Genomic DNA, 21,826 nt, shown 5'->3' on the forward strand with positions numbered 1-21,826 from the left:
GTTGTCGATCTAGGTGGGCATTGGCCCGGTTATGAATGGCTTCAGCGCCCGAACATCCGCAGCAGGGTGCTGTCGCGGTCAATGAAATGGTGCTTGAGTGCGGCCAGGCCATGCAGGCCAGCGAAAATCACCAGGCCCCAGGCCAGGTATTCGTGAATCGCTCCGGCAATGTCTTCCTGTTGCGCGATACCAGTCAGGGTGGCCGGCACACTGAACAGGCCGAATACCTCGATGCCACGGCCATCGGCAGTGGAAATCAGGTAGCCGGAAATCATCACACCAAACAGACCGAAATAGAGCACGCCATGACCCAGCTTGGAGGCCAGGCGAGTGAGCGGGCCGTGATTGCTCAGTGCCGCTGGCGCCGGATTGAGCAAACGCCACAGCACGCGCAGCAGCATCACCGCGAACAGCAGGATACCGATGCTCTTGTGCAAGTCCGGTGCACTCTGCCGCCACGGGTCGTAGTAGCTGAGCCCCACCATCCAGAAGCCGAGGGCGAACAGACCGAACACGGCCAACGCCACCAGCCAGTGCAGCACGACGCTGACCAGACCATAACGAGCAGAGGTATTGCGCCATTGCATGGGGGGCTTCCCTAATTCAGTGTCCGAGCAAGACTAACGGCAAATATATCGATTTAAAGCGGAAAATTTCGCTATGAAACATCGAGAAATGCGATATCTCATCCCGACGCATTCAAGTCGGTCAGCTTAGTGCGAAGCCTGCATGGCAAAGTTCGCCACCTCAGGAGCAGACGGCATATTGCGGCAGACCAACGGCATCGGCCGCGTCTCACAGGCCGCTTCTGGTAGGCTGTGCCGCCGAACACAGGGAGATTTTTCATGAGCCTCAATGACCACTGGATGCAACGCGACCTCGGCGTGTTGTGGCACCCCTGCACCCAGATGAAGGATCACCAGCGCCTGCCGCTGGTCGCGATCCGCAAGGCCTCCGGCGTATGGCTGGAGGACTTCGACGGCAAACGCTACCTGGATGCCGTCAGCTCTTGGTGGGTCAATGTCTTCGGCCACGCCAACCCGCGTATCAACGCGCGCATCCGCGAGCAGTTGGAAAACCTCGAACACGTGATGCTCGCCGGCTTTACCCATCAACCGGTCATCGAGCTGTCCGAGCGCCTGGTGCAGATCACCCCGGTAGGCCTGAACAAGGTGTTCTACGCCGACAATGGATCCTCGGGCATCGAAGTCGCGCTGAAGATGAGCTTCCACTACTGGCTCAACAACGGCCGACCGGAGAAGAAGCGCTTCGTCACCCTGAGCAACAGCTATCACGGTGAAACCGTGGCAGCAATGTCGGTGGGCGACGTGTCGCTGTTCACCGACACCTACAAGCCGCTGCTGCTCGACACCCTAAAAGTGCCTAGCCCGGATTGCTACCTGCGCCCCGAGGGCGTGAGCTGGGAAGAACATTCGCGCGTCATGTTCGCCCACATGGAGCAAACGCTGGCCGAGCATCACCATGAGGTCGCCGCGGTAATCGTCGAGCCGCTGATCCAGGGCGCCGGCGGCATGCGCATGTACCACCCGATCTACCTCAGACTCTTGCGCGAGGCCTGCGACCGCTACGGCGTGCACCTGATCCACGACGAAATCGCCGTCGGTTTCGGCCGTACCGGCACGATGTTCGCCTGCGAGCAGGCTGGCATCACCCCGGATTTCCTGGTGCTGTCCAAGGCGCTGACCGGCGGCTACCTGCCGATGGCAGCGGTGCTGACTACCGATGAGGTCTATGGCGCCTTCTATGACGACTACGCCACCCTGCGCGCCTTCCTGCACTCGCACACCTACACCGGCAACCCGCTGGCCTGCGCCGCCGCCCTGGCGACGCTGGATATCTTCCGCGATGACGACGTGATCGAACGCAACAAGGTCCTGGCCGCGCGCATGGCCAGCGCCACCGCGCACCTGGCCGACCATCCGCATGTCGCCGAAGTGCGCCAGACCGGCATGGCTCTGGCCATCGAGATGGTGCAGGACAAGGCCAGCAAGGCAGCCTACCCCTGGCAGGAGCGGCGAGGCCTGCGCGTTTACCAGCACGCACTGGAGCGCGGCGCGCTGCTGCGCCCACTGGGCAGCGTGGTGTACTTCCTGCCGCCCTACGTGATCACACCCGAAGAGATCGACTTCCTCGCCGAGGTGGCCAGCGAGGGCATCGATATCGCCACCCGAGAGTCCGTCAGCGTGGCAGTGGACAACCGTTACCCCGATCATCGCGATCCGGGCTGACTCAGGAGCGGTGCGCACAGCGCACCCTACAGCTAGAATTCGCGCCTCTGCTCAAGGTTGATACGTCATGCGCCTGTCCCGCTTCTTCATCGATGCCCCGCTCTCCCTCGGCCAACACGACCTGCCCGAAGCGCAGGCCCATTACATCGGCCGTGTGCTGCGCCATGCGGTGGGTGATGCCGTGCAGCTGTTCGACGGCAGCGGCCAGGAATACCTCGGTGAACTGATCGAGGTGGGCAAGAAAAGTGTGCGTGTCGAGCTGCGCGAGTCTATCGCCGGGCTGAACGAATCGCCGCTGCGTATCCATCTGGGCCAGGGGCTGTCACGCGGCGAGCGCATGGACTGGGCGATCCAGAAAGCCACCGAACTGGGCGCCAGCGAAATCACCCCGATCGTCTCCGCACGCTGCGAGGTACGCCTGAAAGACGAGCGCGCCGACAAGCGCATGGCCCATTGGCGTCAGGTGGCGATCAGCGCCTGCGAGCAATGTGGCCGCTCGGTGTTGCCGGTAATCAATCCGCCGCTGGAACTGGACGCCTGGCTGCAGCAGATCGAAGCCGACCTGAAGCTGGTACTGCACCCGGTCGCCGAGCCCTGGATCGGCCATGCCCCACCACGCTCCCTGGCTTTTTTGATCGGCCCGGAGGGTGGTTTGAGCGATACTGAAGTCGATCAGGCAAAGAGTGCCGGCTTCCACGCCGCGCGCCTCGGACCCCGAGTTTTGCGCACGGAAACGGCGCCAGTAGTGGCCCTGAGTGTCGCTCAGCAGTTGTGGGGCGACCTGTAAGCGCAAAATGTCGCCTTGACGTAACAAATTGTGACCTCAAGAGATTGCAAGACCGACAGTCTTTGTCATGCTCTGCGCGCCGCACGCGCGACCCGCTCACCAGCAACCCGCGCGCGGCCGAGGCCGGCGCCCCGCAGCGTCGTTCTCTTCCAATAACAAACAACGGGCCTCGGCCCCGCCCAAAAGGCGGCCGCATGCCCAGGAGCATTGCATGAACGAACTGGTCTCGACCCTAAACGGTCTGGTCTGGAGCCCGGCGCTGATCTATCTATGTCTCGGCGTTGGTCTCTACTTCTCCCTGCGCGGACGCTTCCTCCAGGTTCGCCACTTCAAAGAAATGATTCGCCTGATGTTCACCGGCAAGACCGATGAACATGGCATCACCTCCTTCCAAGCCCTGACCATGACCCTCGCCGGTCGCGTCGGTACCGGTAACATCGCCGGTGTGGCCACCGCGATCACCTTCGGTGGTCCGGGTGCCGTTTTCTGGATGTGGATGGTGGCCTTCCTCGGCGCCAGCTCGGCGTTCGTCGAGTCCACTCTGGGTCAGGTGTACAAGGAAAAGCTCAACGGTGAATACCGTGGTGGCCCGGCCTTCTACATCGAGCGCGGCCTGGGTCTGAAGTGGTACGCCTGGCTGTTCGCCGTGGTTACCGTGTTCGCCTGCGGCCTGCTGCTGCCAGGCGTACAGGCCAACTCCATCGCCTCCAGCGTGAATACCGCCTTCGGTATCGACCCGAACGTGACTGCAGCTGTGCTGGCCGTGCTGATCGGCTTGATCATCTTCGGCGGCGTCAAGCGTATCGCCCACTTCACCCAAGTAGTCGTGCCGTTCATGGCGCTGGGCTACATCCTGGTGGCGTTGGTGATCATCCTGCTCAACATCAGCCAACTGCCGGACGTCATCGCACTGATCTTCAAGAGCGCCTTCGGCCTCGAAGCTGGTTTCGGCGCCATCGTCGGCATGGCCATTCAGTGGGGCGTGAAACGCGGCGTGTACTCCAACGAAGCAGGCCAAGGCACCGGCCCGCATGCATCGTCGGCCGCAGCGGTCAGCCACCCGGCCAAACAGGGCCTGGTTCAGGGCTTCTCGGTTTACATCGACACCCTGTTCGTCTGCTCCGCAACCGCGTTCATGTTGCTGATCACCGGCCAGTACAACGTTCAGGCTCCCGATGGTAGCGCGCTGTTCACCGGTATCGCTGGCGTAGCCGCAGGCCCGGGTTACGTGCAGACCGCGATGGAGAACATGATGCCCGGCTTCGGTAACGCCTTCGTTGCCATCGCCCTGTTCTTCTTCGCCTTCACCACCATCCTGGCGTACTACTACATCGCCGAAACCAACATTGCCTACATCAACCGCAAGGTGAAGCGCCCCATCCTCACCCTGCTGCTGAAATTCGGCATCATCGCGGCTACCGTGTATGGCACCGTGCATACCGCTACTTTCGCCTGGGATCTGGGTGACCTCGGTGTGGGCCTGATGGCCTGGCTGAACATCATCGCCATCCTGCTCATGCACAAGGTCGCCTACAAGTGCCTGAAGGATTACGAGCAGCAGTTGGACGAGGGCAAAGACCCGGTCTTCCACCCCGAGAAGCTTGGCATCACCAATGCCGACTACTGGGAGCAGGCTCCGTCTAAAGACGACAACCTGACTGCAGAGAAGTCCGCAGCGCAGCAACCACAGCGCTGATCACCTCAAGGCAGTAACGAAAAAGCCCCGGCCAGTGCCGGGGCTTTTTCATGGGCGATGCGATCGCGCTGGGTTATTTCAGATCAGGCCAGCATCGGCGAGCAGTTGCTCCAGTGCCGCCAGATCAGGAATACGCACCACGTCGTCACCGACGCGCGCAGCCCCAAGTTCCAGCGGAGCCAGTTCGACATCCGCCGCCGCCAGGTCGCTGCCGACCTTCAGCGAGCGCGGAATACCCTGCACCAGCAAGGCGATGAACTTGACCTTGGGACGACCGCCCAGGGCATTGATCACCGCAACGCGAGCGCCACTGGCAACCTGTGCCTGACCACCGCTGGCGGCCTCGAAGGAGAGCAGCGGCAGGCGCAGGTCACGCCAGGCGATCTGGCCGAGAAACCAGTCGGGAGTACCTTCGGTCGTCTGCGGCGCGCGATAGGGAATCAGCTCCGCCACCGCCACGTTGGGCAGCAGCAAAGTGCGGTCGGCCAGCGGCACCAGCAAGCCGGTGAGGCTGGCGGCGCTGTTCTGGGTGGCGACGGCTTGGCTCATTGAAACGTCCTCAACTGCAATGTTCGGCGAGGTGATTGACCAGGGCCACGGCCAACTCACGCGGGTCGGCACTGAAACTGCTATAGCCGCCCTCGCGCAGGCTGTCGGGCATACTCGGGCTGGCGCAACTGTCGGCGCGCTGGGTCCAGATCAAGCCACCCTGGCGTTTGACGTAAGCGGCAGCGGCACTGCCATCGCTGCCCATGCCGCTGAACGCGATCACACCGCACAGGCCACCAAATTGCTGCGCCAAATTGAGCATCATCTGATCGATGGAAGGGCTGTAAGGCTCCGGCCAACCGCGTTCGGCAATCTGCATCGCACCGTCTTCGGCAAAGCCCAATTCATTGCTGATCGGCACCACCACCACTTCACCGCAACGCACCGGATCGCCATGACGTGCCGAGTTGACGTGCCACTGGCTGTGTCGACCGACCGCCTGTGGCAAGGCCGCCTCGAAACTGGCGTCGATGTGCTGGGCATAGATGAAACCGATGGGCAGGCCACCCGGCAAGGCATCGAGAAATGCCTTGACCGCTGCCGGGCCACCCAACGAGGCAGCCAGCAGCCAGACCTGGCGTGCCGGCTCGCCAGCTTTAAGCGGCGTATTGGCCAGCGCTTGCGGCAGCTCCAGACGCGCTGGACGCTGCGCTTCATCGAGCAGTGCCTGCAGGCTGGGCCCGACCGCCTGAGTCGGATCACCGACCAGGCGCTTGAGCTTGCCGAACAGGCTGCGCTCCCAGCGTGGGTAGTTCTCCGAATGACGCTCGGGCGCATGCCCCTCGCCGAACAGCACCGGGGCACTGACACGCTCGAGCAGGCTGTCGACCAGCGGCGAATCTTCCGACTGAGCCAGGTCCACCAACCACAGGTCGGTTTCGCAGGCTGCCAGTTGCTCCTCGTCGAGCCGCGCCGGGTCGCTGTTGAGCACTACCTGATAACCGCCACCAGCCAATGCCTGCTGCAACACATGGCGCTGCAGCGAGGTGTCGGCGATTACTGCAATACGCGCGGAGGTTTTGTCTGTCATGTCCGTTTGACCCGATGGCTATCCACCAACTGAGCGATGGTCTCAAGCAGCAAGGACTCCTGATAGGGCTTGCCGAGGTATTGGTTGACGCCGATGGACATGGCCCGCTCGCGGTGCTTCTCGCCGGTACGCGAGGTGATCATGATGATCGGCAGGTCCTTCAGACGCTCGTCGTGGCGCACCAGCGTGGCCACCTCGAAGCCGTCCATGCGCGGCATTTCGATGTCCAGCAGCATGATGTCAGGCTTGTGTTCCTGGAGCTGGGCAATAGCGTCGACCCCGTCCTTGGCGGTGACCACGTTCATGCCGTTACGCTCGAGCAAACGGCTGGTGACCTTGCGCACGGTGACCGAGTCGTCGACCACCATGACCAGCGTCGGACGGTCGATCTCCACCTCTTCGCTGGCCGAAGCCTGACGCGAAGCCAGGCGCGGCATCAGCTGATTCTGCAGATGTGCATGCAGCACACGAATGGTCGCCAGCAGATCGAGAATCACCACCACGCGGCCATCACCAAGGATGGTCGCACCGGAGATCCCGTGCACCCCGGCGAACTGCGGGCCGAGGCTCTTCACCACGATCTCGCGCGAGCCGGCCAGGCTGTCTACCTGCACCGCCACGGCGTGCTCGCTGGAGCGCACCAGAATCACCGGCAGCGGCAGGCTCTGACCCACCAGTTTGGGATGCTGGCCATTGTTCAGCAGGTCGCCCAGGTACTTCAGCTCGTAGGCCTGTCCGGCGTATTCGAAGCGCGGCGCGTCAGGCGCGTAATAGGCCTCCAGCTCGAACGGCGACACCCGCACGATACCTTCGATGGTGTTCAGCGGGATGGCGTAGAGGTCTTCGCCGGAGTACACCATCAGCGCACGGTTGACCGACACGGTGAACGGCAGGCGAATGGTGAAGCGCGTGCCCTGGCCCAGCGTCGAGTCGATGCTCATCGCACCGCCGAGTTGCTTGACCTCCGAGTGCACCACGTCCATGCCGACACCACGGCCGGAAATCTGCGTGACCTTCTCGGCAGTGGAGAAACCCGCCTCAAGAATGAACTGCAGGATTTCGTGATCGCTCAGGTCGCTGTCGGCGTCCATCAGCCCACGCTCGATGGCCTTGCGCCGCACGGCTTCCAGGCGAATACCACCGCCGTCATCGTCCAGGGTAAGAACGATATCGCCGCCCTCACGACCGAGATTGAGGCGGATGGTGCCGGTCTCCGACTTGCCAGCCGCGCGACGCACATCGCTCAGCTCGATGCCGTGATCGACGGCGTTACGCAGCATATGTTCCAGCGGCGCGACGATGCGCTCGAGCACCGTGCGGTCCATTTCCCCTTCGGCGTTGCCGACGACGAACTCCACCTGCTTGCCCAATTCGCCTGCAACCTGGCGCACGATGCGACGCAGACGCGGCACCAGGCGGTCGAACGGCACCATGCGGGTGCGCATCAAGCCTTCCTGCAGCTCGGTATTGACCCGCGCCTGTTGCAGCAGCAGGGTCTCGGCGTCGCGGTTCTTCGCCGCCAGGGTTTCCTTCAGATCGAGCAAGTCGGAGGCCGATTCAAACAGCGCGCGCGAGAGCTGCTGCAGTTGCGAGTGGCGGTCCATCTCCAGCGGGTCGAAATCTTCATAACCGGCGCGCTCGGCCTCAGCCTGGTAGCGGCTGAGAATCTGCGCCTGGGTCTCGGTATCGAGACGGCGCAACTGATCACGTACGCGGTCGATGGTCGCTTCCATCTCGCTCAGGGTGAAACCGACATCGCTCACCTGCTGCTCGACACGTCCGCGGAAGATCGACGTCTCACCGGCCAGGTTGACCAGGCCTTCGAGCAGCTCGGCTGGCACCTTGACCAGCTCCTGTGGCGCACGGCGGGACGCTGCCTCCAGTGCGGCCTCCTGCGCACGCTGTACGAACGGCAGCACCTTCGGCGCCTGCAACTGGCTTGGCACGTCACTGGCAGCAACGATCGGGTTGAGCAGATTGCTCATAGGCGCCGCCGCTGGCTCGACCTCGGCATCGGCCGCCACCGGCTCATCACCGAGACTGGCGCTAAGACGCTGGCGCAGCACGTCGAGCTCATTCTGCAGCCCTTCGAAACCGGACTGCACGTCGAGCAACAGGCTCTCCGGCCAGGGGGCGCCCTGCAGCAGAGCCTCGCTGAGATGTTGTTCCAGGTCGTGGCTCAGATCGCCAAGACGTTTCTGCCCAGCCAGACGCGCACCACCCTTGAGGGTGTGCAGCGTGCGCAGCATTTCGTCGATGGCGCTGACATCATCGCGCTGTTCTTCCCAGCGCCCGATCGACACCTCCATCGCCTCGAGCAGGTCATCGCCTTCTTCGAGGAAGATATCGAGGATGTCGCTGTCAGCCTCTTCGGCTTCGTCGCTCTCGACCACCGCCCTGAGCTGTACCGCCGACGGCATGCTCAGTTGCTCGTCAGGGTTGGCACGAAAGCGTTTGATCGTCTCGATCAGGGCATGGCCCTGCGGCACTGCCCGCTTATCTCGCACGGCTTCGAGCATCTCGGCCAGGCGGTCTTGACAGGCCTGCAACAGGGTGAACAGCTCCTGGCTAGCCCTCAGGCGACCACCGCCGAGACCTTCGTACAGGAATTCCAGCTCGTGGGCCAAATCACCGATTTCACGAATTTCAGCCATGCGCGCACCACCCTTGAGGGTGTGCAGGTCACGCTGCAGGGCTTCCAGCTCCAGACTGTTGTCAACATCGCCCATCCAGCGCTGCAGAGCGGCGCCAGCACTGTCGATGATGTCGAAACCTTCCTCGAGGAAGATTTCCACCAGTTCGGGATCACGCTCTTCATGCCAGTTGGCCAGCGTCGCACCCTGCGGCTCGGGCTCGGCAACAGGCAGTTCGTCTTCGGGTATTACCAGCTCGACTTCGTCGATCAGCGGCAACACTGCCTCTGGCTCTGCCTGTGGCACTTCGTCGAGCACGATTTCGTCTTCGACCAGCGCCAAGGGCGGCAGCTCGAAGCTATCCGGCTCCACCACCACAATCGGCTCGACGAGTTCGTCGTCCAGCTCCGGCTCAACCTGGGCGACAGCCGCCGACAGGCTCTGCGGCGTACCGCCCTGGCGGAACTGACGAATTGCCTGAATCAGGTCGTCACCAGAGACCAACGGCAGTCGGGCCTGCAACTGATCGAGCATCTGCGCCAGGCGATCATGGCTTTGCTGCAGCAGATTGCCCAGCGCCGGCGAATGGTTGTAACGGCGGTCGACCAAGCCCTCGTAGAGCGACTCAAGTTCGTGGCCAAGATCACCAATCGGGCGAATCGCGGCCATGCGCGCACCGCCCTTTAGGGTGTGCAGGTCGCGCTGCAGTGAGGACAGCGGCATGGTGTTGTCCGGCTCACTGAGCCAGCGCTCCAGCGCCTGACCAGCGCTATCGAGAATATCCACAGCCTCTTCGAGGAAGATCTCGACCATTTCCTCATCAAGATCGGCGTCGACAGGGCTGAAGCCCAGCTCGGCCTCGAACTGCGACTCCAGATCAATGTCTTCGGCGACTTCCGGTTCGGCGGGTGCCTCTTGCCACAGCACCGGCTCAGCCTCGGCTTCCTGTTCCAACTCGGCAGTGGCCTGGTCCAACTCGATGACTTCCAGCCCTTCGACGCCAGGCGTCAGCAAGGCCAAGGTATGCGGATCGATGGCTTCGCTCAGCAGATCACGTAGCGCCTGCACCCGCTCGGGTTGCGGGGTGACCTGCAAGGCCGCAGCGACCTGATCCATCATCCCGATCAGCGCTTCGTGGGCCTTCTCCGCCTCGTCGAAGAAGCGCTCGCTGACCGCCAGGCTGCCTTCTTCGACGGCGCCATAGAGATCCAGCAGGGCTTCGCAGAGCTCGTCGATCTGCGGCAGCTCGGCCATTTCGGCGCCACGGCCGAGGGTCGTCAGCTCCTCCAGCAGCGCGGACAGCTCCTGGCGCTCGGACGGATGCTCACGCCATTTGCGTAGCAGGTCCTCGGCGTCCAGCAAGATATCCATGCCTTCGGCGAGGAAGATGCTGATCATCTGCGGGTCGCGACTTTCGCCGCTCTGCGCCATACGCTCGTCTTCGGCGCTGGCGAGACGCTCCTGATGCAACGCCTGGACGCGAGCAAGAAGTGCCTCTGCGCCAGGAATGGGTGCCAGAGGCTGGGTCTCGAGATTGTCGAGACCGATACGGAACACGCCCTCGGCGCTGCTCAACAGCTCGGCAGCCGCCAGATCCACCTGGATCAGGTTGGTCTTGAACTCCTTGACCAGCTTTTCCAGCGGCGCCGCGATTTCTGCCACCGGCAGGATCCCGGCCATATAGGCGCTGCCCTTGAGGGTGTGCAGCGCACGCTGCAGGTCGTCGGTGACTGGCTGCGGCAGTTCCTGTGCGCAGTCGGCAAGAAAGCCCACCAGGGTATCCAGATGGGTTTCCGCCTCGTTGCGGAAAATTTCCAGCAACTGCGGGTCGAGGGGCTCACCATCGAGCGATTGGTCGTTGGCCGACTCGTCCAGCTCGACGACCTCGGTAGCGTCGTCAACGCCCACGGGCTCGGCTACCTGCTGGGTGGCCGGGGCGTTAGATTTTGGGGGCGTCAGCCCCTTGGCCAGGGCATGCGCGGTGGCCGCCAGCAGATCGACATCGTCGCGCTGACGCTGCGCCTTGGCGGCAAACTCGTCGACCAGCGCCGGCATCAGGGCCACGACATCGAGTACCACCTGCTGCACAGGCGCGTTCGGCTCGATGCTGCGGTCCAGCACGCGGTTGAGCAGGTTCTCGATGGACCAGCCCAGCTCACCGATGATCAGCGCGCGAACCATGCGCCCGCTGCCCTTGAGCGTGTGGAAGGCGCGACGAACTTCGATCAGCGCGTCCTTGTTGTCGGTATCGGCCTGCCACTGCGGCAGGTACTCACCGATGGTTTCCAGCACTTCGCCGACTTCTTCGATGAAGACTTCCAGCAGCTCTTCGTCCACCGGCTCTTCATCGGCAGGCGGCGGCAACAGGCTCGGCGGCACATCGGCGGCAGGCGGATTGATCGCCTGGACCGGTGCGGCCATGACATCGGCCATCGACAGCGGCTTCTCCGCTGCCGGTTCATCCGGCAGTTCCTGCACCTGCGGTGCGCTGGGCAGCTCGACTTCCGGTAGTTCCAGATCGGCCAGTTCCAGCTCATCCCACTGCGCCGGCTCGGCCAGTTGGTCCAGGCTCAGCTCTTCGAGCTCAAGCTCCGGCTCAGCGTCAAGCAGCGGTGCGGCAACAGTCTCTTCGTCCTGCAGGGCGGGTAGCTCTTCAAGCTCGTCTAGCTCGAAGGTAAAGCTGTCGGCAGTCTCACGGGCGTCCGACTGCTCGGGCTCAGCGTCCAGCAGTTGCAGGTCCGCAACCTCATCGCTGGACGGCTCGCCCACATCGAATGTCAGCGCCTCGCTCTCGGCCAGGGGCTCTTCGAGTTGTTCGTCTTCGGCACCCAGCAGCTCGATTTCTTGCAGTGGGTCAGCCAGCGGTGCCAGGGTTTCTTCCTGCGGCTCGACACGGTCGAGGATCGACGGTTTTTCCTTGAGCGGATAACCCAGGGTTTCCAGGCTTTCCTCGGCAACGTCGAGAATCAGATCGCCCTGCGTGCCATGGTCCTCGGACAGCCGTTCGAGGTAGTACTCGACGCTGGTGATGGCATCGGCCAGGGTGTCCAGGCTCTGCCAGTTGGGAACGGCCTTGCGCGCTAGCAGTTGTTCCTGGATGTAGCGGTTGCAGGCATTGAGCAGATCGGCAGCACGCTGCAGCGGAATCATCGCCAGGCCGCCACGGACCTGGGTCAGCAGTTCGGGCACACGGGCCAGGTGCTCGTGGTTCCACTGCGAGGCGATGAACTCGATGATCGCGTCCTTGGCCTGTTCCAGGCCATTGCGCGCTTCCTTGATGACAAGCTGGTGGATCTGCGCCACGTCGGTGGTCGGCAGATGGCTCTGTTCGTTCGGGCCGTCATCGCTCGGGCCGACCATGCCGGCCAGCGTCGCCTCGACATAGAGCAGCGCGCCAGCGACGTCCATCAGCACCGCATCGTTCGGTTCGCGCTGGCCGAGGGACAGACCATGGATGACGTCGATCTGGTCGAGAATGACCTTGCGCGGCTGACCGAAGCCAAGCACCGCGAGGGTATCGGCGATCTGCTTGAGCGGTGCCAGCAGGGCGTCCAGCTCACCGGGCTGGCTACGATCGCTGCGCACGAACAGATCGAGGCTGTCCTTGACACGCACCAGTTCCTCGCACAGCGCGGCGACCACCGAACGCATGGCGTCACGGTCTGGCCCGGCCAGGCGAGCACGTTCTTCGTCCACCACCTCATTGTCAGGCAGTGCTTCGTCGAGGCGGTACTGTTCCTTCAGCGCACGAATGCGTGGGGACTGTGCCGGCGCCTTGGCGACGTAGAACAGCAGGTTCTTGGTCAGCTCATCGGGCGCAGACTGGTTGATGCCATCGGCGCCCTGTTCGACCAGGCGCTTGAGCTCCTTATCGACCTGACGCAGCAGGGTACGCACCGACGTCCCGTTGACCACGCTGCCGTTGGCCAGACCTTCGACCATGCCGGAAGCGATCTGCCACAGGCCGCCCAGCGGGGCGTCCTTGCACAGTGTTTCCAGGCGCGCGAAGACGCGCGCCATATAACCCAGATTGGTCGCCAGCTCCTGATTGCGGATCACGCCGACCAGGGCCATTTGCAGCATCTGCCGCAGTTTGCGCAACAGCACGGGAAGCTCGGCGGTACGCAGGCGTGCCAGGCTGTCGGATGGCAGCGCTGGCAGGCGCGCGGACATGTCCGGGGAAAACAGGCTGGTTTCCGACAGCAGCTTCTCGCCACGGGCGGCACGCAGGTCGTTGAGCAGCGGCAGTACGACCATGGGCAGGTCGCGGCGAGCGGTCTGGATGCGGTCGAGGTACACCGGCAGTTGCAGGATGGCCTGCATCAGCACTTCCAGGGCTTCGCCCTGATTGGCTACGCGACCTTCCATCAACGCCTTGGCCAACTGCTCCATTTCCTCGGCAAGCAACGCGGCGCCGTAGAATTCTACCATCTGCAAGGTGCCGTGAACCTGGTGCACGTAGGTCAGGCAGAAGCGCATGCGCGTAGGGTCCTGCGGGTTCTCGACGAACGCCTCCAGGGCTTGCCGCGCCTGCTTCAGGGTTTCCCCGATCTCGCCTTTGACCCACTCCAGGGCGACATAATCATGCCGATCACCCATAGCCACTCCACTCATAAACTTGGCCTTATCCCTTGCGGGTAAACGCCAGAACTCGCTCGTCGGCCACCGGCACCAGTTGCGGGTGCTGCCAACCGGCTACTTCGCCCACGCCCACGACCAGCAGGCCACCCGGCGCCAGGCTTTCGGCCAGGCGATTGAGGATGTCGCGGCGACGCCAGCGGCGGAAATAGATCAGCAAGTTCTGACAGAAAATCACATCCATGCCGGACATCGGCGCCTTGGCCAGTTCCAGCACATTGAGCTTGGCGCAGCACACACGCGCAGCCAGGCTCGGTACTACCTTGAAGCGTCCATCGGCCTGTGCGAGAAAGTAGCGCTCGCGCAGCTCGTCACTCACCTGCTCCAGGCGTCGCACCGAATAACACGCCTCGCGTGCCTTGCTCAGCGCGCCCTGACTGATATCCGTGCCGGTTACCGCGAAATGCTCGGGCAACTCGCTGCCTTGAAGCGCATCCGCGGCCTGAATCGCCAGCGAGTAAGGCTCTTCACCACTGGAGCAACCCACGCTCCAGAACTCCCAGGGTTTGCCCAGGCCCGCCGCCAGACGCTCCTGCAGGTACTGCGAAAGCACCTCGAAGGACGGCGGGTGGCGGAAGAAGCGGGTTTCCTGCACGGTCAGACGATCCAGCAGGGTCGACCACTCCACCGCGCCACGCGGGCCATCGGTGACCTGGCGGTAATAGCTGGCGTAATCCGTGACGCCCAGTTCGCGCATGCGCGCACTCAGGTTGGTCTGCAGAAAGGCGCGCCGCTGCTCGCTGATCACCACACCGGTACGCGCCTCGAGCAACGTCTGCCAGTCGTGAAAATCGGCTTGCGACATATCGGCCACCGGGCGCAATGCCCAAACGCCCGCTGACTGCATACCTTCGCCCTGAGTCATGGCTATGTAGCGAAGGCTGCCGCCAGCCTTCGCACTCCTTTATCAGGCGTCTGGCAGGGTGAAACCGGACACCGACTTGCGCATCTCACTGGCCATCTTGGCCAGGTTACCAATGCTCTTCGCGGTGGCGGTGGTACCCGAGGACGTCTGCGAGGTGATCTCCTGGATCACGTTCATGGTGTTGGAAATGTGGCCGGCCGAAGAGGCCTGCTGACGCGCGGCGTTGGAAATGTTCTGGATGAGGGCCGCGAGGGTCTTCGATACCTTCTCGATCTCTTCCAGTGCCACCCCGGCGTCCTGCGCCAGGCGAGCACCGCGCACCACTTCGGAAGTCGTCTGCTCCATGGAGATAACGGCTTCGTTGGTGTCGGTCTGAATGGTTTTTACCAGCGCCTCGATCTGCTTGGTTGCCGCCGAGGAACGTTCTGCGAGGCGTTGTACCTCGTCCGCTACCACGGCGAAGCCGCGGCCTGCATCACCGGCCATGGAGGCCTGGATCGCGGCGTTCAGTGCGAGGATGTTGGTCTGGTCGGCAATGTCGTTAATCAGGCTAACGATGTCACCGATCTCCTGGGACGATTCACCGAGGCGCTTGATTCGCTTCGAGGTGTCCTGGATCTGCTCACGGATGTTATCCATGCCTGTGATGGTGTTGTGTACGACTTCGTTACCCTTGTTGGCGATGGCTACGGAACGTTCCGCTACCGCGGAGGATTCCGAGGCGTTCGCCGATACCTGGTCAATCGACACCGCCATTTCGTTGATCGCCGCGGAGGCGCCGGCAATTTCCTGCGCTTGGTGCTCGGAAGCTTCCGCCAGGTGCATCGCCGTGGCCTGGGTTTCCTGGGCAGCACCGGCTACCTGAACGGCGGTCAGGTTGATCGTGGCTACCAGGTCGCGCAGCTGGTCGATGGAGTAGTTGATGGAGTCGGCGATGGCACCGGTGAAGTCTTCGGTTACCGTCGCGGCCACGGTCAGGTCACCGTCTGCGAGGTCGGCGATTTCGTCGAGCAGACGCAGAATCGCGGCCTGGTTACGCTCGTTCTTCTCGGCGGTCTCAGCCAGACGGCGGTTGGTTTCACGCACCATCACCAGACCGATGAGGATGATCGAGCCCAGCGCCAGGCCACCCAGCACGTAGCCGAACAGGGTGTTGATGGCACGGCCCGAGGCCAGGCTCTCAAAGCCGACGGCGAGCTCGGAGGCCTTGTCCAGCAGGGTCTGCGACACGGTGAAGATCGAGTTCGCCGATTCACGTACCTGGAACAGTTCTGGCGAGGTTTCGAGAATCTCGTCCACCGAGCCGGATACGAATTCGAACAGCTCGGAAATCTCGGCCAGACGCTCGAGGGCTTCCTCGTCGGTCACCTGGCTGATTTCCATCGCCGCGTTGCCTTCGAGCATTGCAGCCAGTACACGGCCGAACAGGCTGGCGTCACGGCCGAACATGTCGGCGGCCTGTACCGAGTCTTCGTCACCGGCCAGTACCTTGTTCACCGAGCCGAGAATACGTTCGGCCAGCAGCGACTGGCGTTGGGCTACAGAAACCTGGGCAGCCGGCGCGCCGCTTTCCAGCAGGATGTCGACCACTTCCTCGTACTCGACCTGCAACTGCGGGATGGTTTCCGCCAGGGTGGCGGCTACCTGGTGCAGGGACAGTACGGTCTGCTCACTGGCCAGAATGGCGTCGGTATTCTGCCGCAGGCTATCCCAGTCCTGCTGCACCGCAGCCATCTGCGCCTGCACCGACGCGGGCGCCGAAGGCAAGCCACTGCTGGCATCACCATCGGTCAGATACCCCCAGCGCAGCTGGAAGTCGTTACGCGCGTCGCGCAACAGGCCGAACGCTTCGGCTTTACCTGCCGCAGCTTCCGTGGCGTTCTTGGCGATACGCTGGGACAGTACGCGCAGCTCACCGGAGTGACTGATGTACTCGGTATCGTAGTTGGACTGGGTGTTGATGTAGGCGAAGTTCGCAAACAACAACACGATGGACACGATCAGCACGACGAACAGCGTCGCGATCAGCGTGCTACTGCGCGCCCCGACCAACAAATTACCTGCATTGAATTTTTTCATTTTCTGGCCCCCGCCTGGACCGACCGCACTACGGTTCCCATGTAACGCCAAAGGGCCGGAAGAACCGACCCAACCGAAAATCTACTGAAAGGACACATCGAGAAAGCCAGGATCGGCCGTCAGCGCATGAGGGCTGAACACCAACCAGGGCTGTTCTCGTTGAAAGACACCGTGGATAAACGGCGCAATGCTCGCCTCGAGAGGCGGCAGTTGTTCTGAAAATGCATCCACGGGGAAGTGCTGCATACCGAAAACTTCATCGACCGTCAGGCCAGCGAAGATTTCCTGATAGTCGACCACCAGAATTCGCCGCAACTTGCGCAGCGGCGACAGCTCATTACCGAAGAACCCGCACAGGTCCATGATCGGCAGCAGGCGGCCACGCACGTTGGCCACCCCTTTGACCCAGCCTTTGACACCCGGCAGCAGGGTGTAGCGCGGCTCGTGCAGTACCTCACCCACCTCCCCCATCGGCGCGACGAAGAATCGCTCGCCCATGCGAAAGCCGATACCGCTCCAGGTCTGTACCGCCGCTTGCTGCGACGGCAGTCCGGCCGCCAGGGCTCGGCAACGCTGGTCGATCTCGAGGAGAATCTGGAAAGGAGTCTGCACGGACATGCCAGCCTTGGCCTTCTTTTTATTTAGTACGCGAGCAGCACGGCATCAGCCGGCCAGCACCGCATTGAGAGTCTTCAGCAAGGTATCTTCATCGATCGGCTTGGTCAGGTAGTCCTTCGCGCCCTGGCGCTTGCCCCAGACCTTGTCGGTTTCCTGATCCTTGGTGGTAACGATGACCACCGGGATGTGGCTGGTCTCGGCGTCCTTGGTCAGCTGACGGGTCGCCTGAAAACCGTTGAGGCCCGGCATGACGATGTCCATCAGCACCGCATCGGGTTTTTCCTGGCGAGCCAGAGCTACGCCATCGGCGCCATTTTCCGCTTTGAGTACCTGATGCCCATGCTTTTCCAACATGGCGGTCAGCTTGTACATCTCGGTCGGTGAGTCATCAACAATCAGAATTCGAGCCATGGTGTTTCCCAATAAAGAAGTGGCGTACGGCGGTCAGGCCGGAACGTCAGGAGGCTTGTTCCACTGGGGTGAAGTCAGGCACGTGGGCTTTGATAGCACCGAGCAGTTCTTCCTTGCTGAAAGGCTTGGTCAGGTACTGGTCGGAGCCGACGATACGCCCCTTGGCCTTGTCGAACAGACCGTCCTTGGAGGACAGCATGATCACTGGCGTGGACTTGAAAGCACTGTTGTTCTTGATCAGGGCACAGGTCTGATACCCATCGAGACGCGGCATCATGATGTCAACAAAGATGATGCTGGGATGCGTGTCGGCAATCTTGGCCAGGGCATCGAAGCCATCGACCGCAGTGATGACATCACAACCCACTTTTTTCAGCAGAGTTTCAGCGGTGCGACGAATCGTTTTCGAATCGTCGATCACCATCACTTTCAAACCCTCGGTATGCTGTTCCATGTTTGCCCTACCATCGCCTCGGTGAGTCGTTATATTCGCGTTATCAGTATGCCTGAGGCCCAGTCTTCGATGGGTCTTGACCCAATCGTCGGGCCTTTTTAGCACACTCTCCAGATGCAATCTATAAGGCTTCCCGGGCAGCTCCGCCCTTGACCACGCGGCCCGGCCGGCGCCACCCTGAGAGCCGTCATTCGGCTCGGTCAGCCCGGCCTTCACCCTCATCTCACGGAGTTTATCCCCCATGAGCCTTCGTCTCGGGATCGTCATGGATCCTATTGCCAGCATCTCCTTCAAGAAAGACAGCTCGCTGGCCATGTTGCTGGCCGCTCAAGCACGCGGCTGGTCGCTGTTCTACATGGAGCAGCAGGATCTCTATCAGGTTCGCGGTCAGGCTCGCGCCCGCCTGCGCTCTCTGGAAGTATTCAACGATCCGCAGCGCTGGTTCACCCTTGGTACGGAACAGGACACGCCGCTCGCCGAACTGGACGTGATCCTGATGCGCAAGGACCCGCCCTTCGATAACGAGTTCGTCTACTCCACCTACCTGCTCGAGCAGGCCGAGCGCGACGGCGTACTGGTGGTCAATCGGCCGCAGAGTCTGCGCGACTGCAATGAAAAGTTCTTCGCCACCCAGTTTCCTCAATACACACCTGCGACTCTGGTAAGCCGGCGCCCCGACATTGTGCGCCAGTTTGCCGATGAGCACCGTGACATCATTCTCAAACCCCTTGATGGCATGGGCGGATCGCAGATATTTCGCCACCGTGAGGGCGACCCGAATCTCTCGGTGATTCTGGAGACCCTGACCCTGCACGGCCACCAGCAGATCATGGCGCAGGCCTACCTGCCTGCGATCAAGGACGGCGACAAACGCATCCTGATGATAGACGGGGAACCGGTACCCTACTGCCTGGCACGTATTCCGGCTGCCGGAGAGACCCGCGGCAACCTGGCCGCAGGTGGCCGTGGCGAGGCACGCCCACTGACCGAACGTGATCGTGAGATCGCCGCCGCAGTCGGCCCGACCCTGCGCGAAAAAGGCCTGATCTTCGTTGGGCTCGATGTGATCGGTGACCATCTGACAGAAATCAATGTCACCAGCCCGACCTGTATCCGCGAGATCGATGCGGCATTCGACACCCGCATCGGCGAACAACTGATGGACTGCATTGCACGCAAGCGCGGGTTAAAAGCTTGACGCAGGTGGCAGCCTGGTGCCTGCAACTTGCAGGCGCCCACTGCTACCCGGCAGACTGCGCGACATTCGAAAGCAGACCCTATACGCGATGAACGCAGCAGCCTCCCCACCGACCACCTCCTCCGCCAACGCACGACCGGCGGACCGCCTGGGATTCACCCTGTTTCTCGCGGCTGCACTGCACGCGGCACTGATCCTCGGCGTCGGTTTTACCCTGGAGTCGCCGCCGGAAATCAGCAAGACGCTGGAAATCACGCTTTCCACCTTCAAGAGCGAAGAAAAGCCCAAAGAAGCGGATTTCCTGGCGCAGGACAACCAGCAAGGCAGCGGCACGCTGGAACACGCAGCCGCCCCCAAGACCACCGAACAGGCGCCCTTCCAGGACAGCGAGGTGCGCAAGGTCACACCGCCCGCCACCCCGCAACAGCCCGCCACCAAACAGGAAGCCCCCAAGGCCGCGGTCGCTACACGTGCACCACAGCAGCAAAAAACTCCGGTCAAACGCGAAGAAACCAAGCCGGTGCCTCAAACCCAGCCTGCGCCAGTGTTCGACTCCGCTCAGTTGTCCGCCGAAATCGCCAGCCTGGAGGCGGAGCTTGCCCAAGAGGTTCAGCAGTACGCCAAACGCCCGAAGATCCACCGCCTCAATGCTGCCTCGACCATGCGCGACAAGGGGGCCTGGTACAAGGATGAATGGCGCAAGAAGGTCGAGCGCATCGGCAACCTCAATTATCCCGACGATGCTCGTCGTCAGCGCATCTACGGCAGCCTGCGCCTGCTGGTGTCGATCAACCGTGACGGCTCGTTGTACGAGGTCCAGGTGCTGGAATCGTCCGGCCAGGCCATGCTCGATCAGGCAGCGCAGCGCATCGTCCGCCTGGCCGCGCCCTATGCGCCCTTCACCGGTGACCTGGCCGATATCGACCGCCTGGAAATCATCCGCACCTGGCGCTTCGAGCGCGGCGACCGCCTGTCGAGCAACTAGCCAGAGCCGCGACAAGCCTCAATACGGAGAACCGCGACGGAGGTTCTTCTGCTGATGCTTGTCGCTTGCAGCTTGCGGCTTCAAACTAGCCGACATGAAGAGTTCAGCCCCTACCTCGCTCAAGCACCACTTCCTGATCGCCATGCCGCACATGGACGATCCGAATTTCGCGCAGACCGTCACCTACCTGGTCGAACACAACGAGCAGGGCGCGATGGGCCTGGTGATCAACAAGCCCAATGGCCTCAACCTGGCCGATGTGCTGGAGCAATTACGCCCCGATGAGGAGCCCGCGGCGCTGTGCCACAGCCTGCCGATCTTCGCCGGCGGCCCGGTACAGACTGACCGCGGCTTCGTCCTGCATCCAGCTGGCCCGCAGTTCCAGGCGACCCTGGAGCTGGGCGAACTGGGGCTTTCGACCTCGCAGGATGTGCTGTTCGCCATCGCCGACGGCAGCGGCCCGGATCGCTACCTGATCACCCTCGGCTACGCCGGCTGGGATGCCGGGCAACTGGAGGCCGAACTGGCTGACAACGCCTGGCTGACCTGCCCCGCCGACAGCAACATTCTCTTCGACCTGCCGTTCGACCAACGCCTGAATGCCGCAGCTGCGCGCCTGGGGGTCAACCTCAGCCTGCTGACCTCACAGGTCGGGCACGCCTGATGAGCGACAAGCCACTGCGCCTGCTGCTGGGCTTCGACTATGGCACCAAGCAGATCGGCGTCGCCGTCGGCCAGGTAATCACCGGCCAGGCCCGCGAACTGTGTGTGCTCAAGGCGCAGAACGGCGTGCCGGACTGGAGCCGCGTCGAAGCGCTGATCAAGGAATGGCAGCCGGACGCCGTGGTGGTCGGCCTGCCACTTAACATGGATGGCACGCCCAGCGAGATGAGCGCCCGCGCCGAGAAATTCGCCCGCCGCCTCAACGGCCGCTTCAACCTGCCGGCCTACACCCACGACGAACGCCTGACCACCTTCGAGGCCAAGGGCCAGCGCCTGCGCGAAGGCCAGAGTGGCGGCTATCGCGAGCGCCCCGTCGATGCCATTGCTGCAGCCTTGTTGCTACAGGGCTGGTTAGAGGAAAACTGCACGGGCTGATCGAGTCAGCACGCACCAAGGAGTTTCGCCATGCTACCCAACCCCAACGATCTACTACCGGCCATGGCCAGCGCCCTGACCCAGCATCTGAATCGGCGCCAGATCAGCGAACCGCGTTTTATCGGCATCCGCACTGGCGGTGTCTGGGTCGCCCAGGCCCTGCTGCAGGCCCTGCATCGTGACGACGCGCTGGGCGTGCTCGATGTGTCCTTCTACCGCGACGACTTCACCCAGAACGGCCTGCACCCACAGGTGCAACCGTCCGAGCTGCCGTTCGAGATCGAAGGCCAGCACCTGGTACTGATCGACGACGTATTGATGAGCGGCCGCACCATCCGCGCTGCGCTGAACGAACTGTTCGACTACGGCCGCCCGGCCAGTGTGACCCTGGTCAGCCTGCTCGACCTCGATGCCCGCGAGTTGCCGATTCGTCCCGACGTGGTCGGTGCCACCCTGTCGCTGGCAGCCAACGAGCGGGTAAAATTGTCCGGCCCCACGCCGCTGACCCTCGAACTCCAGACGCTCGCCAACTGAGA

General features: G+C 62.6%; 17 protein-coding genes. 8 read left to right on the top strand and 9 right to left on the bottom strand.

Annotation, left to right across the window (positions count from 1 at the left end):
- Positions 1-41 precede the first annotated feature (41 nt).
- Complete coding sequence (locus tag CDO35_RS05210) at positions 42-587, bottom strand: cytochrome b (protein ID WP_099522885.1); 546 nt, start codon at positions 585-587, stop codon at positions 42-44.
- 258 nt (positions 588-845) lie between these two features.
- On the opposite strand from CDO35_RS05210, the gene CDO35_RS05215 reads away from it, so the two are divergent.
- The 3 genes from CDO35_RS05215 to CDO35_RS05225 all read left to right on the top strand — a co-directional run bounded on the left by CDO35_RS05215 (position 846) and on the right by CDO35_RS05225 (position 4,732).
- Complete coding sequence (locus CDO35_RS05215) at positions 846-2,249, top strand: adenosylmethionine--8-amino-7-oxononanoate transaminase (RefSeq protein ID WP_099522886.1); 1,404 nt, start codon at positions 846-848, stop codon at positions 2,247-2,249.
- 67 nt (positions 2,250-2,316) lie between these two features.
- A complete protein-coding gene (locus tag CDO35_RS05220) occupies positions 2,317-3,036 on the top strand; it encodes a 16S rRNA (uracil(1498)-N(3))-methyltransferase (protein WP_099522887.1) in 720 nt (239 codons plus the stop codon).
- A 211-nt stretch (positions 3,037-3,247) separates the two neighbouring features.
- Positions 3,248-4,732 (top strand): alanine/glycine:cation symporter family protein, encoded by a 1,485-nt coding sequence (locus CDO35_RS05225; protein WP_099522888.1) that lies wholly within the window; start codon positions 3,248-3,250, stop codon positions 4,730-4,732.
- A gap of 78 nt (positions 4,733-4,810) precedes the next feature.
- Here CDO35_RS05225 and CDO35_RS05230 read toward each other — a convergent pair whose 3' ends face one another.
- The 8 genes from CDO35_RS05230 to pilG form a co-directional block, all read right to left on the bottom strand.
- A complete protein-coding gene (locus CDO35_RS05230) occupies positions 4,811-5,281 on the bottom strand; it encodes a chemotaxis protein CheW (protein ID WP_099522889.1) in 471 nt (156 codons plus the stop codon).
- A 10-nt stretch (positions 5,282-5,291) separates the two neighbouring features.
- Positions 5,292-6,311, bottom strand: a complete 1,020-nt coding sequence (locus CDO35_RS05235) for a chemotaxis protein CheB (protein WP_099522890.1) — start codon at positions 6,309-6,311, stop codon at positions 5,292-5,294.
- A complete protein-coding gene (locus CDO35_RS05240) occupies positions 6,308-13,543 on the bottom strand; it encodes an Hpt domain-containing protein (protein WP_099522891.1) in 7,236 nt (2,411 codons plus the stop codon). The genes CDO35_RS05235 and CDO35_RS05240 overlap by 4 nt, the downstream gene beginning before the upstream one ends.
- Before the next feature lie 25 nt (positions 13,544-13,568).
- On the bottom strand, positions 13,569-14,429 hold the full coding sequence (locus CDO35_RS05245; RefSeq protein WP_099522980.1) for a protein-glutamate O-methyltransferase: 861 nt from the start codon (positions 14,427-14,429) through the stop codon (positions 13,569-13,571).
- Between the two features lie 60 nt (positions 14,430-14,489).
- A complete protein-coding gene (locus CDO35_RS05250) occupies positions 14,490-16,526 on the bottom strand; it encodes a methyl-accepting chemotaxis protein (RefSeq protein WP_099522892.1) in 2,037 nt (678 codons plus the stop codon).
- 81 nt (positions 16,527-16,607) lie between these two features.
- A complete protein-coding gene (locus CDO35_RS05255; protein ID WP_099522893.1) occupies positions 16,608-17,144 on the bottom strand; it encodes a chemotaxis protein CheW in 537 nt (178 codons plus the stop codon).
- Positions 17,145-17,189: 45 nt separating this feature from the next.
- Positions 17,190-17,555, bottom strand: a complete 366-nt coding sequence (gene pilH, locus CDO35_RS05260) for a twitching motility response regulator PilH (protein WP_099522894.1) — start codon at positions 17,553-17,555, stop codon at positions 17,190-17,192.
- Positions 17,556-17,601: 46 nt separating this feature from the next.
- Positions 17,602-18,009, bottom strand: a complete 408-nt coding sequence (gene pilG, locus CDO35_RS05265; protein ID WP_017678433.1) for a twitching motility response regulator PilG — start codon at positions 18,007-18,009, stop codon at positions 17,602-17,604.
- Positions 18,010-18,250: 241 nt separating this feature from the next.
- Between pilG and gshB the strand changes: the two genes are divergently transcribed.
- From gshB to pyrR, 5 genes are all read left to right on the top strand, one after another.
- A complete protein-coding gene (gene gshB, locus CDO35_RS05270) occupies positions 18,251-19,207 on the top strand; it encodes a glutathione synthase (RefSeq protein ID WP_099522895.1) in 957 nt (318 codons plus the stop codon).
- An 88-nt stretch (positions 19,208-19,295) separates the two neighbouring features.
- Positions 19,296-20,192 carry an energy transducer TonB gene (locus CDO35_RS05275; protein ID WP_099522896.1) on the top strand — a complete coding sequence of 299 codons (897 nt, stop codon included), beginning with the start codon at positions 19,296-19,298 and terminating at the stop codon, positions 20,190-20,192.
- Between the two features lie 94 nt (positions 20,193-20,286).
- Positions 20,287-20,856 carry a YqgE/AlgH family protein gene (locus CDO35_RS05280; RefSeq protein ID WP_099522897.1) on the top strand — a complete coding sequence of 190 codons (570 nt, stop codon included), beginning with the start codon at positions 20,287-20,289 and terminating at the stop codon, positions 20,854-20,856.
- Positions 20,853-21,290 (top strand): Holliday junction resolvase RuvX, encoded by a 438-nt coding sequence (ruvX, locus tag CDO35_RS05285; protein ID WP_099522898.1) that lies wholly within the window; start codon positions 20,853-20,855, stop codon positions 21,288-21,290. Before CDO35_RS05280 ends, ruvX begins: the two co-directional genes overlap by 4 nt.
- 30 nt (positions 21,291-21,320) lie before the next feature.
- Positions 21,321-21,824, top strand: a complete 504-nt coding sequence (pyrR, locus tag CDO35_RS05290; RefSeq protein ID WP_099522899.1) for a bifunctional pyr operon transcriptional regulator/uracil phosphoribosyltransferase PyrR — start codon at positions 21,321-21,323, stop codon at positions 21,822-21,824.
- Positions 21,825-21,826 lie beyond the last annotated feature (2 nt).

Source organism: Pseudomonas sediminis (assembly GCF_002741105.1).
GTDB lineage: Bacteria > Pseudomonadota > Gammaproteobacteria > Pseudomonadales > Pseudomonadaceae > Aquipseudomonas > Aquipseudomonas sediminis.